This window comes from Devosia insulae DS-56 (genome assembly GCF_000970465.2).
Taxonomy (GTDB): domain Bacteria; phylum Pseudomonadota; class Alphaproteobacteria; order Rhizobiales; family Devosiaceae; genus Devosia_A; species Devosia_A insulae.
In genome coordinates this window covers 1-14,101 of sequence record NZ_LAJE02000410.1, presented here as the reverse complement: position 1 = coordinate 14,101, position 14,101 = coordinate 1, and the positions used below count along the sequence as shown (strand labels likewise).

The following is a 14,101-nucleotide window of genomic DNA, read 5'->3' as shown; positions in this document are numbered from 1 at the left end:
CGCCCGGGCATGGATCGGGTCAACGCGATGATCCTCGCCAAGGCCAGCTCGCATGTCGAGCTGGTGCCCGAGGTGGCGCGCTACCTGATCGATTCCGGCGGCAAGCGCTTGCGCCCGATGCTGACGATCGCGGCGGCCATGCTGTTCGGCAAGGCCAATGGCAGCGAGGTCAACTTCGCCGCCGCCGTCGAGTTCATGCACAATGCCACCCTGCTGCACGACGACGTGGTCGATGAGAGCGACATGCGCCGCGGTCGCGCCGCAGCGCGCATGAAATGGGGCAACCAGGCCAGCGTGCTGGTCGGCGATTTCCTGCTCGGCCAGGCCTTCATGATGATGGTCGATACCGGTAATATCGCCGCGCTCAAGGTGATCGCCGAGGCCGCGACGATCATCGCCGAGGGCGAAGTGCTGCAACTCGCCAAGACGCGCGATCTCAGCGCCAGCACCACCGACTATGATGAAGTGATCGGCGCCAAGACCGCCAAACTGTTTGAAGCGGCAACCGAAGTTGGCGCCATGGCCGGTGGCGCCGACGCCGCGGGCCGCGAGGCGCTCCGCCGCTACGGCCGCGAACTCGGTTTCGCCTTCCAGTTGGTCGACGACGTGCTCGACTATCGCGGCGAGGCCGGTACGCTCGGCAAGAACACCGGTGACGACCTGCGCGAAGGCAAGATGACCTTGCCGGTAATCCTCGCCCTGCAGCAGGCCACGCCGGCCGAACGCGAGATCGTCGCCAGGACGCTGGGCCATGTCGATGCCGGCGAGGCGGAGCTCAAGCAGGTGGTGGCGATCTTCGAGCGCTACGACACGCTGGGCCGCACCATCGAGCAAGCGTTCACCCACGCCCACCGCGCCCGCGAGGCCCTCAAGGCCCTGCCGCTGAGCGAAATGAAGTCGCTGCTCGGCGAGATCGCCGAATTCACCGTCGCTCGGGCGTATTAATACTTATCAGTATCGCGATTGGCCAAATGTGACAGGCATTGTGGCCGGCCGGCAACATATGGCCATGGTTCTACCTGCATCACGCCACATGTGAATAGACACCCAAAAAGTCCTCCCGTAATCGACAGATATTGAATTTAAGGAGACGTCTATGTGGACCAAGACGAAGATTGCATTGGCTAGCGTAATGCTGCTGGGCGTGGCCGGTGCGGCGAACGCGGCAGACCTGATTGTCGACGAAGTTGCCATGGCCGCAGCAGTGCCAGCAGGTGACTGGACTGGTGCGTATGTGGGCGGCAACATCGGCTGGAGTTCGGGTACGGTAGATTGGGAGGTTGCCGGCGGCGGTCCGCCGGATGGTTCCTATGATCTCGACGGCTTCTCCGTGGGTGCCCAGGCCGGCTACAATTGGCAGATGGATAGCGTTGTGTTCGGTATCGAAGGCGACGTCGCGCTGGCAAGCATCTATGGCGAGGATCTGAGCATCCCGGCCAACCGCACCATCAATTGGACCGCGTCGCTGCGCGGCCGCCTTGGCTATGCCTGGGACGCTGTCCTGCTCTACGCGACGGCTGGCGTGGCAGTCGCCAACACCACTGGTGAGGTCTTCATCATCGATGATGTCACCGAGACCCATGTGGGTTGGACTGTTGGCGTCGGCGCCGAGGCAATGGTCAGCGATAACGTTTCGGCAAAGCTTGAGTACAACTATGCGGACTACGGCGCGGTCACCTATGACTATTTCGGCGGCCTGCTCCCGGTAGATACCAGCATCACGACCCACACGATCAAAGCTGGCGTGAACTTCCACTTCTGATCCAACCGATCAGCAAGCTTCACAACGGCCCCTTCGGGGGCCGTTGTCGTTTCAGCTGATCACCGGCGCCGCGGCCACCCAGAACTGGGGGTATTTGGCGCGCATGTCGTGGGCGGCCTGATGCGCCTGGGCAGCGGAGCCGAAGAGGCCGAACACGGTGCCGCCGGAGCCTGACATTCGGGCCAGCGCACAGCCGTCGAGCACCCGTAGTTCACGCAGCAGTTCGCCAATCGCCGGCACCAGGGAGATGGCGGCGGGCTCGAGGTCGTTGCGGGTCTCGGCCAGCCACAGGCCGAGCTGCGCCGGCCGGGTCAGCGGCTGCGGTAAAGCCGGCATTGGTGGATTGGTCCGCTGCTCGAGCCGGCGGAAGACGTCGGCCGTCACCACCGGCACCAGCGGATTGACCAGCACCAGGTGGGTCGGCGGGAAGCCGCGCAGCGGGTGGATGATCTCGCCGACGCCGCGCACTTCCGAGGGCTGCGACAACAGGCAGACCGGCACGTCTGCCCCAAGCGTCAGGGCCAGCGCGCTGAGCTCGGCCAGGTCGAGATTGCCACCGGCCAAGCCAGCGAGAAGGCGCAACATCGCCGCCGCATCGGCCGAGCCGCCGCCGATGCCGGCCGCGACCGGCAGGTTCTTGGTCAGCGCGATATCGAGGCCATCGGGCAGCCGATCCGGCCAACGCGCACGGAACGCCTTTACGGCGCGCATCACCAGGTTGGAATCGCCGCCGCCCGCCGCCGCCGCAAACGGGCCGGCGACGCGCAGCCGGTCGGTCTTGGCCGGATGCGCCGTCACCTCGTCGGAGACATCGACGAACACCACCAGGCTTTCGAGCTCGTGGTAACCGTCGGCGCGCCGGCCGGTGACATGCAAAGCCAGGTTGACCTTGGCGGGAGCCGCCTCGGAGACAGTGCCTTGCAGCATGGCTACTGGGCGGGCGCGGCCTGACCTTCCGCCACTGGCCCCGCATCGGGAGCCGGCGCCACGGCATCGAGGCCGCCGGCGAGTTTCTTTGCCACTCGTTCCTTCACCGCGCCTTCCTGGTCGACGGCGGCGGCGATGTTCCACTGGAACCTCGCCTCGAGCTTGCGGCCGGCGCGCCAATAGGCATCGCCGAGGTGATCGTTGATCTCGGGATCGGTGGAGCGCAACTGCACGGCCATCTCGAGTTGCTTCACCGCATCGTCGAAGCGGCCAAGGCGGAAGAAGGCCCAGCCCAGGCTGTCGATGATGTAGCCATCGTTCGGCGCGGCGGCGACGGCCTTCTCGATCATGTCGAGCGCCGGCATCAGGTTCACACCCTGGTCGACCCAGCTATAGCCGAGATAGTTCAGCACCTGCGGCTGGTCCGGGTTCAGCTCCAGCGCGCGCTTGAAATCGGTCTCGGCCTTGTCCCACTGCTTGGCGCGCTCAAAGGCGATGCCGCGCACGTAGTAGAAGCGCCAGTCGCCCGGGGCATCGCCGCCGGCAACGCCCAGCGCCTTGGTGTAGGTGTCGGCGGCCTCGGCATATTTCTGCGCGGCGCGCTGCATGTCGCCGAGCACCGACAGGGCCTCGAGATCATTGGGGTTCGAGGCAACGATGTTGCCCAGCCGGCGCAGCGCTTCGTCGCGGTCGCCGGTGGCGCTGAGGTTCTCGGCAACGCGCACCACCGCCATCGGCTTCATCGGCGAATCCGCCGGCAGCTTGTCGTAGATGGCATTGGCCGCGTCGTGCTGACCAGCGCCGTCCAGCAACTGGCCGTAGACCAGGTCGATAACATCGGATTTGGGGTCGAGATACATGCCCAGCTGCAGGAACACCGCGGAGACATCGGGGCTGCCTTCACGCGCCAGCGCCACGCCCACGGAATGGAACATCTCGGCGGCGCCCGACTGCACGTCGGTGGCGAACACGCCCGGCCGCTGCTTGTTGTCGATCTTGGCCTTCACCGCGGCGATCAACGGGTGATCCAGCCCCTCGGCCTCGAACTTGGCGATCACCTTTTCGGCTTCATCGAAGCGGCCGGCATTGCCCAGCATGCGCGAATAGGCCTCGACGATGCGAGCAACGAACGGATCGGCCTCATAGGCCTTGGCGGCGAATTCCAGCGCGGACTTGCTGTCGCCCTCGACGTCGGCCATCAGCGCGCGGTGGAAGACCAGAAAATCCTCGAGCCCGCCCTGCCCGATCTCGTCGAGCACCTTGTTGGCTTCGGCCTTTTTGCCCTCGCCAACCAGCGCCCAGGCATGCAGCAGACCGCCGGTGATGCCGGCGAACGTGTCGCCACCGACATTTTCGAGTTCCCTCGCGGCCGCGGCGTAGCGGCGCTGCTTCACCGCCTCGGTGCCAATGACAAGGCTCGCGAGGTCATTGGGCGCGCTGAGTTCGAGCAGGTGCTTGGCGACGCGCGCCGCATCCGAGACCTGCCCGTTCGCGGCATAAGCGATGAAACTGCGCTCGACGATGATCGGGTTGTCCCAGTCGCCTTCCGCGGCGGTGCGGAAATAGCGCGCCGCGTCCTCGGTCCTGAGGTCGGAGAGCGCCTGCCGGCCGGCCAGGTAGCTGCCGGTCACGCTCTGATCCATCAGCGGGAAAGTCGCGCCTGATTCCAGCGCCGCGGCGCCGCCGATGGTGAGCGCGACGGCGAGAAGGACGCCGGAAGCGAGACGGGCTTTATGGGTCACGAGGCTCGATATCTCCGAGGAAGGCAGGATGCGGCTGACTAGCCCAAGAAACATGGGCGATTTTGCGACTGCGCCGCAAGAGGCAGGCACAATGAAGTGAGGGATTGGACGTCGTGAGGCGATGCTGCCTGCCACGGCTGCGGCACCTCACATCCCCGAATAGTTCGGCCCCGAGCCGCCCTCGGGTGGCACCCAGGTGATGTTCTGGGCGGGATCCTTGATGTCGCAGGTCTTGCAGTGGACACAGTTGGCAGCGTGGATGCGGAACACCGGCGCCCCGCCCTCTTCGGCCAACTCGTAGACGCCGGCCGGGCAATAGAGTGGCGCCGGCTCGCCGTAGCGCGGCAGGTTCTCGCGCACCGGCAGGTCCGGATCGGCCAGCTTCAAGTGCACCGGCTGGTCCTCGTCGTGGCTGAGATTGGCGAGATAGACCGACGCGGCGCGATCATAGGTCGTTGTGCCATCGGGGCGCGCATAGAGCCGCGGCGTCACCTCGCTGAGCGGCCGCAATTTCTGGTAGTCCGCCTTGCCGTGCCGCAGCGTGCCGAACGGCGAGACGCGGAACAGGGCTTCACACCACATGTCGAAGCCGCCCAGCAGCACGCCGAGATAAGTACCGAAGCGCGACCAGAATGGTTTGACGTTGCGGACCCGTCTCAGCTCCTCGCCAATGCCGGTTGCCAGCACCGCATCGTTGAGCCCCTCGAGCGTGTCGTGCGCCCTGCCCTCGCCGATCGCCGCCGCCACCCGGTCGGCCGTGGCCATGCCCGAGCGGATGGCATTGTGGATGGCTTTCAGCGCCGGCACGTTCATGAAGCCGGCGGCGCAGCCGATCAGCGCGCCGCCCGGAAACGCCAGCTCGGGGATGGATTGCAGCCCACCCGAAGTCATCGCCCGGGCGCCATAGCTCAGGCGACGGCCGCCTGCGAGCAGCCGTGCAATCGCCGGATGGGTCTTGAAGCGCTGGAACTCGCCGAAGGGCGAGAGCGTCGGGTCGCTGTAGCTCAAATGCACGGCGATGCCGAGATAGAGCTTGTTGCCGTCAGCATGGTAGGCGAAACCGCCGCCAGAAGTGGTGTTGTCGAGCGGGAAGCCGAGATAGTGGTCGACGCGCCCGGCCTCATGCCGCTCCGGTGCGATCTCCCACACTTCCTTGATGCCGAGGCCGTAGAGCTGCGGATCATGCCCGTCGGCGAGGCCGAAATGGCCGATCAGGTGTTTGGCGAGCGAGCCGCGCGCACCCTCGCCGATCAGGGTGTATTTTGCCCTGAGACCAATGCCGGCGGCATAGGTGGATTTTGGCTGGCCGGCGTGGTCGACGCCAAGATCGCCGGTGATGATGCCCTCGACCCGGCCGCCTTCGCCGGTCAGCACGTCCACCGCCGCGGTCATCGGGAAGATGTCGACACCGAGCCCCTGCGCCTGCTCGCCGAGCCAGCGCACCAGATCGCCGAGGCTGACGATCACCGCGCCAGGCGTCTGCATCTGCGGTGGGATCATCAGCTGCGGCAGCGCGATATCGGCGGTGGCAGTGAGAAAGTGGAAGGTGTCGCGGGTCATCGCCGGCCCGACCGGCGCGCCCATGTCGCGCCAGCCCGGCAGCAGCGCATCGAGCCCCACCGGGTTCATCACTGCGCCGGAGATGATGTGCCCGCCCAGCTCGGCGGACTTTTCCACCACTGTGACGGAGAGCTGTGGCGCCACCTGCTTCAACCGGATGGCGGCGCTGAGGCCCGCAGGACCGGCCCCGACGATCAGCACGTCAGTCTCGAGGATCTCGCGATTGCCGGCGTCGGCCAAGGTCAGGTCCATTCACGGATGGCGGGAGAAAGCGGGCTGTGACATAACAGAACCCATGTCCGAAAATCGACCGCTAAATGACGCCGAAGCCCGGGCGGCGCTCGACTGGTATCGCGCCGTCGGGGTCGATTTCGCGGTCGGCGACGAGCCGGTCGATCGCTTCGCCGCGTCCGCAGCGCCATCGCGGGCGCGGCCGATCCCGGCGCCGGAAGCACCCGTCGCGGCGACTGCCACTCCTGCCGCCGCGCCCATTGCCATCTCGCTGACCTCGGATCCGACCGAAACCACCGCGCTGGCCGCCGCTGCGCAGACACTCGACGAACTGCGCGACGTGATGAACGCCTATGAGGGGTGCCTGCTCAAGAAACGCGCCACGCAGCTGGTGTTTGCCGATGGCAACCCGGAGGCCGAGATCATGCTGGTGGGCGAAGGCCCGGGCGAACAGGAGGACCTGCAGGGCAAGCCCTTTGTCGGCCGCGCCGGGCAGTTGCTCGACCGGATGCTCTCGGCAATCGGGCTCGACCGCAGCAAGGTCTACATCGCCAACATGGTGCCGTGGCGCCCGCCGGGCAATCGCGACCCTTCACCGGAAGAAATGGCGCTCTGCACCCCGTTCCTGCTGCGGCAGGTGGAACTGGTGGCGCCAAAATTCCTGGTGACGCTCGGGAACGTCCCTACCAAGTCGCTGTTCCAGACCCAGAACGGCATCACCCGGATGCGCGGCCAGTGGCGCGACCTGAAGATCAACAGCCACCAGACGCGGGCGCTGGCGACGCTGCACCCCGCCTATCTGCTGCGCACCCCGGCCAGCAAAGCGCTGGCCTGGCGCGACATGCTGAGCTTGAAACAGGCGATCGGCGAATGAGCAAGCAGCCGGTCCGTGGATCGGCTGCGTAAGTCAACTTTTCACGCTCAAGCGCCGATGGCCCGCCGCGACCGGAAGGCATCGCGCACCAGCACAGCCATGAACAGCAGCATCGAGCTGATGGTCATGATCGAGCCGGCCATCACCAGCGTGTAGGCAACCGAGCCGCCGCCGGTGAGCAGGATCGCAAGACCTCCCGTCATGCCCGGGAAACCCAGTGCCGCAATCCCGACCTGCAGCCGGGCCAGGCGACCGAGAGCATGCTGCCCCCCACGGTAGTAAAGGCCGTAGAGGAACATCGAAACCCAGCCGAGCAGGTTGAGGTGGGCATGCACGGGGGCGAGGGTGAAATCCTCGTTGGCCCCCATGAAGATGCCCAGACTCATGCCGACCAGCGCCGCTGCGGCGGCCATGATGAAGCAGAAGTGCCAGATCCGCATCACCAGCCCTCGACCGCCAGGTCGCGGCCGGCAGCAAGCGCCGCAGTGGTCGCGAGCGAGATCGAGCGCACCAGCGGATCGGCAAGGCGATGTACCAGATGCCAGTCGGCGCCCTGGCGCCGGAACACCTGAGTGACGCGCAGCGACCAATCCTGCTTCGGCAAGCCGAAAACCTCACCGTCCTGGCGTTCGATGTAGGCAAGCAGGACCAGATCATCGGTCGCCACCGCCTGCACCAGTTCGAGGCTGGCGTCACCATTCTGAAAGCGGGCCGCAAGCTCGGCCAGGTGCTGCGGCGAAGCGTCGAAGCCGTGGATGGCCGGGCCGCCAAAGGGTTGCATCAGGGTGAAGTCGTCGCCGAGGCGGACGTGCTCGACCCACTCCTCCATCCGGCCGGCATTGAACAGCTGGGCCTGGCGCTCGGATCGGTCGACGAGGCTCGCAACCACCGCGTCGTGCGGCGCTTCGGCCTTTGCTGCCTTGAGCAGAAACGGCGCGATCACACCGGCTGCGATGGCGAGCCGCCTCGAGAAAGCGCCAGGCACGGAAGCCGAGGAGCGGTTGTTATCTTTGGACTGGAACATCGGAGAAAACTCATGTCTGTGGCGCCCCGCCGTCTGGGCCGCCTTCTCCGCCGGTCGGCGCGATGAAGCCAGTGACATGATTTCAGCGATATGCTGCACACAATTGATCAGCGCTGGCTGTCAATCCTGCCGATCGATACGCCAGCGCCAGATTTGCATCCCCTCCTGCTCGAGCGCGCCGTCAAAGCGCATGCCGAGCTTCTGCAGCACGGCGTTCGAGGCGTTGGTCTCGGCGAGGGAGTGGGCAATAACGGCTCGGGCGCCAGCTTCGAAGGCCGTGGCGACCATCGCGCCGGCGGCCTCGGTGGCAAAGCCGCGTCCCTGGTGCTCGGGGCCGATCTCGTAGCCGATCTCGACGACACCGTCGGCGTCGGGAGCGCCGACATAGCCACCATTGCCGATGAGCCTCGGCTCGTCGCGGTGGAGAAAAAGGTATGGCGACCACGGCGCCGGCGCCTCGGGGAAGCCGGGACCGAACGCTTCGGGAAACTCCGGCCAGCCCGCCGGCAAAGTGACGCCGAGCAGCGCCGCAAACGCCTCGCGCGATTGCTGAAAGGCCTGCCGGTGTTCAGCTGTGAGCGGCACCAGCCGCAGTCGTGCGGTTGTCATCTCGTCGCCTCGCATTGCGCCCCGGCCTTCCTGAACCAGGTGATGTGGCCACACCGATACGCCGAACGGCAGTGAACGGCGGCTGAACGCGTCGCGATTAGGCGGGGGACCGGTCCTGGTCTTGACCCCTACTTAAGACTATCCAGCCAAGAATAGTGATGACGCTTGATTGTGCCGCCCGAATTTGGTCCGACTCCAAGGGCAAGCGCCTCAGGACCCGAAACCCATAGAAAGCGCCATGTCCTCCGCCCTCAAGATCTATGCCCTGTTCATCGGCTCGGCACTCCTGATGTTCGGAGGCGGCCTGCAGGGCCTCTTGCTCTCGGTGCGTGGCGCCGAGGAGGGGTTCTCGCTCACCGCGCTCGGCCTGATCGGCACCGGCTGGTCGGTGGGGTTCGTCGCCGGCTCGATCACCGTGCCGCTGCTGGTGAAACGGGTGGGGCATATTCGCGCCTATTCGATCATGTCGGCGATCGGCACCGTCACGATCCTGCTTAATCTGCTTTGGGTTCAGGATATCGGCTGGATCGTGATGCGCGCCTTTTCCGGCTTCTGCTTTGCCGGCGCGGCGATGATCGTCGAGAGCTGGCTCAACGAGGTGGCGGACAACCGCAGCCGCGGCACGATCTTTTCGGTCTACACCACCATCAACATGGCTGCTTCGACTGTCGGCCAGCTCGCCATGGCGGTCACCGGCACCTTCGGCCATATCCCGTTCGTCGTCGGCGCCATCGCCTTCATCTGTGCGCTCTTGCCAAGCGCCCTGACCTCGACACCGCAGCCGCGGCCGATCTCCTCGGCGCGACTCGACGTGGTGCTGCTCTACAAGACCTCGCCGCTGGCGGTGATCGCGGCCTTTGCCTGCGGCATGGCCAACGGCACCTTCGGCACGCTGGCGCCGGTCTACGGCTTCGAGCAGAAGCTCGATGCCTCGACCATCGCCTATCTCTTCGCCGTCACCGCGGTGGTCGGGGCCGTGGCGCAGACGCCGTTCGGCCGCCTCTCCGACAAGATCGATCGCCGGCTGGTGATCGTTGGGCTCAGCGGCTTTGCGGCAGTGATTGGCCTCGTCACCGTGCTGCTGAACCCGAGCAGCGGCGTGCTGATGTTCATCCTGTTCGGGCTCTATGGCTTCGGCGCCTACCCGCTCTATGCCATCGCCGTGGCGCATGCGAACGACTTCGCGAGGGACGGCGAGTTCGGCCGCGTCGCCGGCGGCATGCTGCTGATCCTCGGCATCGGCCTTGCCATCGGCCCAATCATCGCCAGCTGGGTGATGAACGCCATCGCGCCGGTCGGCCTGTTCATCGTCACCGCCACCTTCCACGGGGCGCTCGCCGTTACGGCGTTCCTGCGCATGAAGATCCGCCCGGTGCGCGACGCCGCCGGCCGGGTCCGCTTCCGCGCCATGAGTGCCGAAAAGGGCGTGTCGCCCGGCACGGTGACGCTCGATCCGCGCGGCGAAGAGAAGCCGACACCTCGCCCGGCAGCGCCGGCGGCGGCTCCGCAGCCCCAGGAGACCGAGTTGCTGGTGCCCGACCCGATCGAGCCGACGGTAATCGTCGAACGGCACGTGAAAAGCGACGGGCCTGGTGATACCGACAAGTCGGACAAGCCGAAGCCGGAGTAGCCCAGATGTTCAAATCGGAACTCGACCAGAGCAAGCCGTTCACCCCGCTGTCGATCGCCGTGCTCGCGGTGTCCGACACTCGGACGCTCGAGACCGATAGCGCCGGAGCGCTGTTGAAATCGCTGATGGAAGCGGACGGACACAGTTGCTTCGAGCGCGCCGTGGTGCGCGACGACATCCACCAGATCCGCGCCAAGGTGATGGAGTGGGTGGTGAATGATCGTGTCGATGCGATCATCACCACCGGCGGCACCGGCTTTTCCGGTCGCGACGTGACACCGGAGGCGCTGGAGCCATTGTTCCAGAAGCGTATGGATGGGTTCTCGGTGCTGTTCCACCAGTACTCCTCGACCACCGTGGGCACTTCGACCCTGCAGTCGCGGGCGACCGGCGGGCTGATCGGCGAGACCTTCGTCTTCGTCCTCCCCGGCTCACGCGGCGCCTGCCGCGACGCCTGGGAGGGAATCCTGCGGGCCCAGCTCGACAACCGGCACAAGCCCTGCAACTTCGTCGAACTGATGCCGCGTCTCGCCGAGCGCTAGGAACAGCGGCAAGGCCGCCGGCGTTCTCCTGCCAAAGGAGAGCTACGATGATCCGCAAGCTCAAGTCCGGCGAGTACCGGCTCTATTCGAGAAAGACCGATCCCAAGACCGGCAAGCGCCGCAACCTCGGCACCTTCGACAATCGCGAAGCCGCCGTAAAGCACGAGCGCGAGGTGCAGTACTTCAAACGGCACTGACAAGCCGGCGCCGCGGCGATAATCTCGGCTATGGCCAAGGACCAGAAAATCACCGTCGCCCTGACGCGCAAGCAGACTGCGCCGCGCAACGCTGCCGCCAGATCGCTGCGCGAGGGCCAGTTCCAGCCCAAGGTCGAGGCGGATCCCAAGGCTTACAAGCGGAAGAACAAGCACAAGACCGATCCGGTGCTTGAAGCCAAGAAGCAGGACGGCGACGGTGAATAACTTGAATCGAGTTCACACCGCTAATTTACCGACTTCAAGTTCATCCTGAGATTCAGACCGCCCCGCGAAGCCCTTCCAAAAACACGTTCATTTCCCATTCAGCCGGCGCAATTCAATTGCGATGCCCACGGTCCGGTGCCACTTTGCGGCACTTGAGGGTCTTGGTAGTCGCGCTTTCGAACCCGAGAGCGCGCTTGAGCATCACCTGCGGAGGGCTCCATGACTGGGTTGATCATTCTGGCGATCGTCGTCGCCGCCATCGGCTACGCGATCTTCGTCTACAACGACCTGGTGTCGAAGCGGCAGCTCAAGGAAGAGGGCTGGTCGGGCATCGATGTGCAACTGAAGCGCCGCACCGACATGATCCCCAACCTGATGGAAACGGTGAAAGGCTATATGGGCCACGAGCGCGAAACGCTCGAAGCGGTTACCCAGGCCCGCGCCGCCGCCACTGCCGGAGCCAATGCCGGCCCCGCCGAGCGCAGTGCGCTCGAGGGCGCGCTGTCCGGTGCGCTGGGCAAGCTCCTTGCCATTGCCGAGGCCTATCCGGACCTCAAGGCCAACACCACTTTCCTCGAATTCCAGAGTGCGCTGCAGAACGTCGAAGACGAGATCCAGCTGTCCCGCCGCTATTACAACGGCTCGGTGCGCAACTTGAACACCGCCGTCGAGAGCTTCCCCTCCAACGTCGTCGCCAACGCCTTCAAGTTCGAGAAGGCCGAGTATTTCGAGCTGGAGAACGAGGCCGACCGAGCTGTGCCTTCGGTGAAGTTCTGACGTCACCGCGAGGGCGCCAAAAATGCAAGCAGACAGCCCCCTCCCATCCTCCCCCACAAGGGGGGAGGTGCCTGGCGGTGCGCTTGGCACCATCGAGCCTCAACCCCGACTCTTCACCTCCCCCCTTGTGGGGGAGGCCGGGAGGGGGCCGTCTCTATCGACTCTCGCGAGGCACGTTAGTGTTTTCCTTGTCCTACTCACCCTGCTCTTCGCGCTCCCCGCGACTGCCCGCGAAGCCATCACCTCGTTCTCGTCCGCCATCACCCTCAACACCGATGGCTCGGTCGACGTCATCGAGACCATTGAGGTCAATGCCGAGGGCTATGAGATCCGCCGCGGTATCTATCGCGACATTCCGCTGATCCTGATCAACCCGGACAACTCGCGGCTGCGCTCGGATCTCGAGGTGCAGTCGGTGACGCGCGACGGTCGAGTGGAGCCCTACTCGCTCGAAAATATCGGCGCCGGCTTCAAGCGCATCCGCATCGGCGATGCCGATGTGCTGCTGAACGACGGCCGGCACACCTACACCATCCGCTACACGATGAGCCGGATGGGCCGCAGCTTTGCCGATCATGACGAGCTGTTCTGGAACGCCACCGGCAATTACTGGAATTTTCCGATCGACAAAGCCGTCGCCTCGATCACCCTGCCCAAGGGAGCAGTGATCGACCGGCTGGTCGGCTATACGGGTGCGCCCGGCTCGCTGGAGCAGGCCGTCACCATCACCCGCACCTCCGACAATACAGCGATCTTCCGGGCGAACCGCCCGCTCGCCTCGGGCGAAGGCGTCAGCGTGGCGGCGTCGTTTCAAAAGGGCATACTCACCGAGCCGGAGGGACTAGACGGCCTGCTCTACTGGCTGAGCGACCATCGCGACGTCGTAGTGCCGGGCATCGCAGTGGGCCTCGTGCTGCTCTACAACCTCATTGCCTGGAGCGCCGTCGGGCGCGATCCGCAGAAGGGCACGATCATCCCGCTGTTTCATCCGCCCAAGGGGTTTTCGCCGGGGCTCGCCGAGTATGTCGACGGCATGGGGTGGGAGAAGAGCGGCTGGACCGCCTTTACCGCCTCGATCTTCGACCTCGGGGTCAAGGGCCTGGTGAAGATCGACAATCCGGGGAAGACGCTCAGCGTCACGGTGACCGGCAAGGCGCCGCCGGACGATCTCGGGGCGGCTGAGCGGCTGCTGTTCGATTATTTCAGGTCGCAGGGCAAGGTGACGGTCAACACCACCACCGGTCCCAAGCTGAACGAGACGCGCGGCCAGTTCGTCTCGGCCATCGAGACCGAGAACCGGCTGGTCTACTTCAGGAACAACACCGGCTATGTGGTGCTCGGCGTGGCGCTCTCGGCGGCGCTGCTGTTCGCCATGGTGGTATTCGACATGATCGACCCGATCACCCTGGTGTTCGCCGGTGCCGGGGCGCTGTTCCTCGGCATCCTCGCCGGCATCCTCAGGGGGCTGTGGCGCAGCCCGATCCTGTCCAAGATCATCTTTGGGGTGTGGGCGGTGATCTTCGGTGGCAACCTGATCGGCGCCGGTGCGAGCTTTCTTGGCGACTTCCGCATTGGCGAGTTCCGCCCCGACGCGGCGCTGATCGCCGCCGCATCGATCATCTTCGTCAATGTGGTGTTCGCCGTGCTGATGCGGGCACCGACGGTGCAGGGCCGCAAGGTGATGGACCAGCTCGACGGCTTCAAGATGTACATGAATACGGCCGAGAAGAACCGGCTGAACATGACCAACGAGCCGCCGATGACGGTCGAGCGCTTCGAGCGCATCCTGCCCTATGCCATTGCGCTGGGCGTCGAAAAGCCGTGGTCGGAACATTTCGAGGGCGAGCTCGCCCGCAACGCCGTGGCCGATGCGCGTAGCGACAGCTACGCGCCGGGCTTCTACAGCGGCCGCGACTGGTCGATCAGCTCGGGCGGCTTCGCCAACTCGGTGTCGTCGGTTGCGTCAGGCATGAGCGCCGCGCTGGTCGCGGCGCTCATGAG

General features: G+C 65.4%; 15 protein-coding genes. 9 read left to right on the top strand and 6 right to left on the bottom strand.

All coding sequences use genetic code 11. The features are described 5' to 3' along the window. Together VW23_RS28085 and VW23_RS28080 are read left to right on the top strand one after the other, a co-directional pair. Positions 1 to 945, top strand: a 945-nt coding sequence (locus VW23_RS28085) for a polyprenyl synthetase family protein (protein WP_069912774.1), incomplete at its 5' end; no start/stop codon positions are given. Between the two features lie 151 nt (positions 946 to 1,096). Further along, a complete protein-coding gene (locus tag VW23_RS28080; RefSeq protein ID WP_069912771.1) occupies positions 1,097 to 1,762 on the top strand; it encodes an outer membrane protein in 666 nt (221 codons plus the stop codon). Between the two features lie 51 nt (positions 1,763 to 1,813). On the opposite strand, the gene VW23_RS28075 is transcribed toward VW23_RS28080, so the two are convergent. The 3 genes from VW23_RS28075 to VW23_RS28065 form a co-directional block, all read right to left on the bottom strand. Next, on the bottom strand, positions 1,814 to 2,689 hold the full coding sequence (locus VW23_RS28075; RefSeq protein ID WP_069912770.1) for a 4-(cytidine 5'-diphospho)-2-C-methyl-D-erythritol kinase: 876 nt from the start codon (positions 2,687 to 2,689) through the stop codon (positions 1,814 to 1,816). Positions 2,690 to 2,691: 2 nt separating this feature from the next. Beyond that, positions 2,692 to 4,431 (bottom strand): tetratricopeptide repeat protein, encoded by a 1,740-nt coding sequence (locus VW23_RS28070; RefSeq protein WP_069912769.1) that lies wholly within the window; start codon positions 4,429 to 4,431, stop codon positions 2,692 to 2,694. 147 nt (positions 4,432 to 4,578) lie between these two features. Then, positions 4,579 to 6,243, bottom strand: a complete 1,665-nt coding sequence (locus VW23_RS28065) for an electron transfer flavoprotein-ubiquinone oxidoreductase (RefSeq protein ID WP_069912768.1) — start codon at positions 6,241 to 6,243, stop codon at positions 4,579 to 4,581. 43 nt (positions 6,244 to 6,286) lie between these two features. Here VW23_RS28065 and VW23_RS28060 point away from each other — a divergent pair, with 43 nt between their 5' ends. Then, entirely contained in the window at positions 6,287 to 7,096 is an 810-nt protein-coding gene (locus tag VW23_RS28060) for a uracil-DNA glycosylase (RefSeq protein ID WP_069912767.1), read from the top strand. A 47-nt stretch (positions 7,097 to 7,143) separates the two neighbouring features. On the opposite strand, the gene VW23_RS28055 is transcribed toward VW23_RS28060, so the two are convergent. The 3 genes from VW23_RS28055 to VW23_RS28045 all read right to left on the bottom strand — a co-directional run bounded on the left by VW23_RS28055 (position 7,144) and on the right by VW23_RS28045 (position 8,729). After that, positions 7,144 to 7,536, bottom strand: a complete 393-nt coding sequence (locus VW23_RS28055) for a hypothetical protein (RefSeq protein WP_069912766.1) — start codon at positions 7,534 to 7,536, stop codon at positions 7,144 to 7,146. After that, positions 7,536 to 8,120: a Cif family virulence factor gene (locus VW23_RS28050; protein ID WP_084646565.1), complete on the bottom strand. Its 585-nt coding sequence runs from the start codon at positions 8,118 to 8,120 to the stop codon at positions 7,536 to 7,538. The genes VW23_RS28055 and VW23_RS28050 overlap by 1 nt, the downstream gene beginning before the upstream one ends. A gap of 120 nt (positions 8,121 to 8,240) precedes the next feature. Next, positions 8,241 to 8,729: a GNAT family N-acetyltransferase gene (locus VW23_RS28045; protein WP_176730512.1), complete on the bottom strand. Its 489-nt coding sequence runs from the start codon at positions 8,727 to 8,729 to the stop codon at positions 8,241 to 8,243. Between the two features lie 238 nt (positions 8,730 to 8,967). Between VW23_RS28045 and VW23_RS28040 the strand changes: the two genes are divergently transcribed. From VW23_RS28040 to VW23_RS28020, 6 genes are all read left to right on the top strand, one after another. Further along, complete coding sequence (locus VW23_RS28040) at positions 8,968 to 10,359, top strand: MFS transporter (RefSeq protein ID WP_069912765.1); 1,392 nt, start codon at positions 8,968 to 8,970, stop codon at positions 10,357 to 10,359. Between the two features lie 5 nt (positions 10,360 to 10,364). Next, on the top strand, positions 10,365 to 10,901 hold the full coding sequence (gene moaB / locus VW23_RS28035) for a molybdenum cofactor biosynthesis protein B (protein WP_069912764.1): 537 nt from the start codon (positions 10,365 to 10,367) through the stop codon (positions 10,899 to 10,901). 47 nt (positions 10,902 to 10,948) lie between these two features. Beyond that, positions 10,949 to 11,098: a hypothetical protein gene (locus tag VW23_RS28790; protein WP_141728535.1), complete on the top strand. Its 150-nt coding sequence runs from the start codon at positions 10,949 to 10,951 to the stop codon at positions 11,096 to 11,098. Positions 11,099 to 11,128: 30 nt separating this feature from the next. Further along, a complete protein-coding gene (locus tag VW23_RS28030; protein WP_069912763.1) occupies positions 11,129 to 11,323 on the top strand; it encodes a DUF7230 family protein in 195 nt (64 codons plus the stop codon). 228 nt (positions 11,324 to 11,551) lie between these two features. After that, entirely contained in the window at positions 11,552 to 12,100 is a 549-nt protein-coding gene (locus VW23_RS28025) for a LemA family protein (RefSeq protein WP_176730513.1), read from the top strand. A gap of 127 nt (positions 12,101 to 12,227) precedes the next feature. Continuing rightward, on the top strand, positions 12,228 to 14,101 hold a 1,874-nt coding region (locus tag VW23_RS28020; protein WP_069912761.1), incomplete at its 3' end, for a DUF2207 domain-containing protein.

Bases quoted from the DNA above. Each gene is read 5' to 3' on its own strand.
- VW23_RS28080 (WP_069912771.1), top strand. From the start codon at position 1,097: ATGTGGACCAAGACGAAGATTGCATTGGCTAGCGTAATGCTGCTGGGC.
- VW23_RS28075 (WP_069912770.1), bottom strand. From the start codon at position 2,689: ATGCTGCAAGGCACTGTCTCCGAGGCGGCTCCCGCCAAGGTCAACCTG.
- VW23_RS28065 (WP_069912768.1), bottom strand. From the start codon at position 6,243: ATGGACCTGACCTTGGCCGACGCCGGCAATCGCGAGATCCTCGAGACT.
- VW23_RS28060 (WP_069912767.1), top strand. From the start codon at position 6,287: ATGTCCGAAAATCGACCGCTAAATGACGCCGAAGCCCGGGCGGCGCTC.
- VW23_RS28055 (WP_069912766.1), bottom strand. From the start codon at position 7,536: ATGCGGATCTGGCACTTCTGCTTCATCATGGCCGCCGCAGCGGCGCTG.
- VW23_RS28050 (WP_084646565.1), bottom strand. From the start codon at position 8,120: ATGTTCCAGTCCAAAGATAACAACCGCTCCTCGGCTTCCGTGCCTGGC.
- VW23_RS28045 (WP_176730512.1), bottom strand. From the start codon at position 8,729: ATGACAACCGCACGACTGCGGCTGGTGCCGCTCACAGCTGAACACCGG.
- VW23_RS28040 (WP_069912765.1), top strand. From the start codon at position 8,968: ATGTCCTCCGCCCTCAAGATCTATGCCCTGTTCATCGGCTCGGCACTC.
- moaB (WP_069912764.1), top strand. From the start codon at position 10,365: ATGTTCAAATCGGAACTCGACCAGAGCAAGCCGTTCACCCCGCTGTCG.
- VW23_RS28790 (WP_141728535.1), top strand. From the start codon at position 10,949: ATGATCCGCAAGCTCAAGTCCGGCGAGTACCGGCTCTATTCGAGAAAG.
- VW23_RS28030 (WP_069912763.1), top strand. From the start codon at position 11,129: ATGGCCAAGGACCAGAAAATCACCGTCGCCCTGACGCGCAAGCAGACT.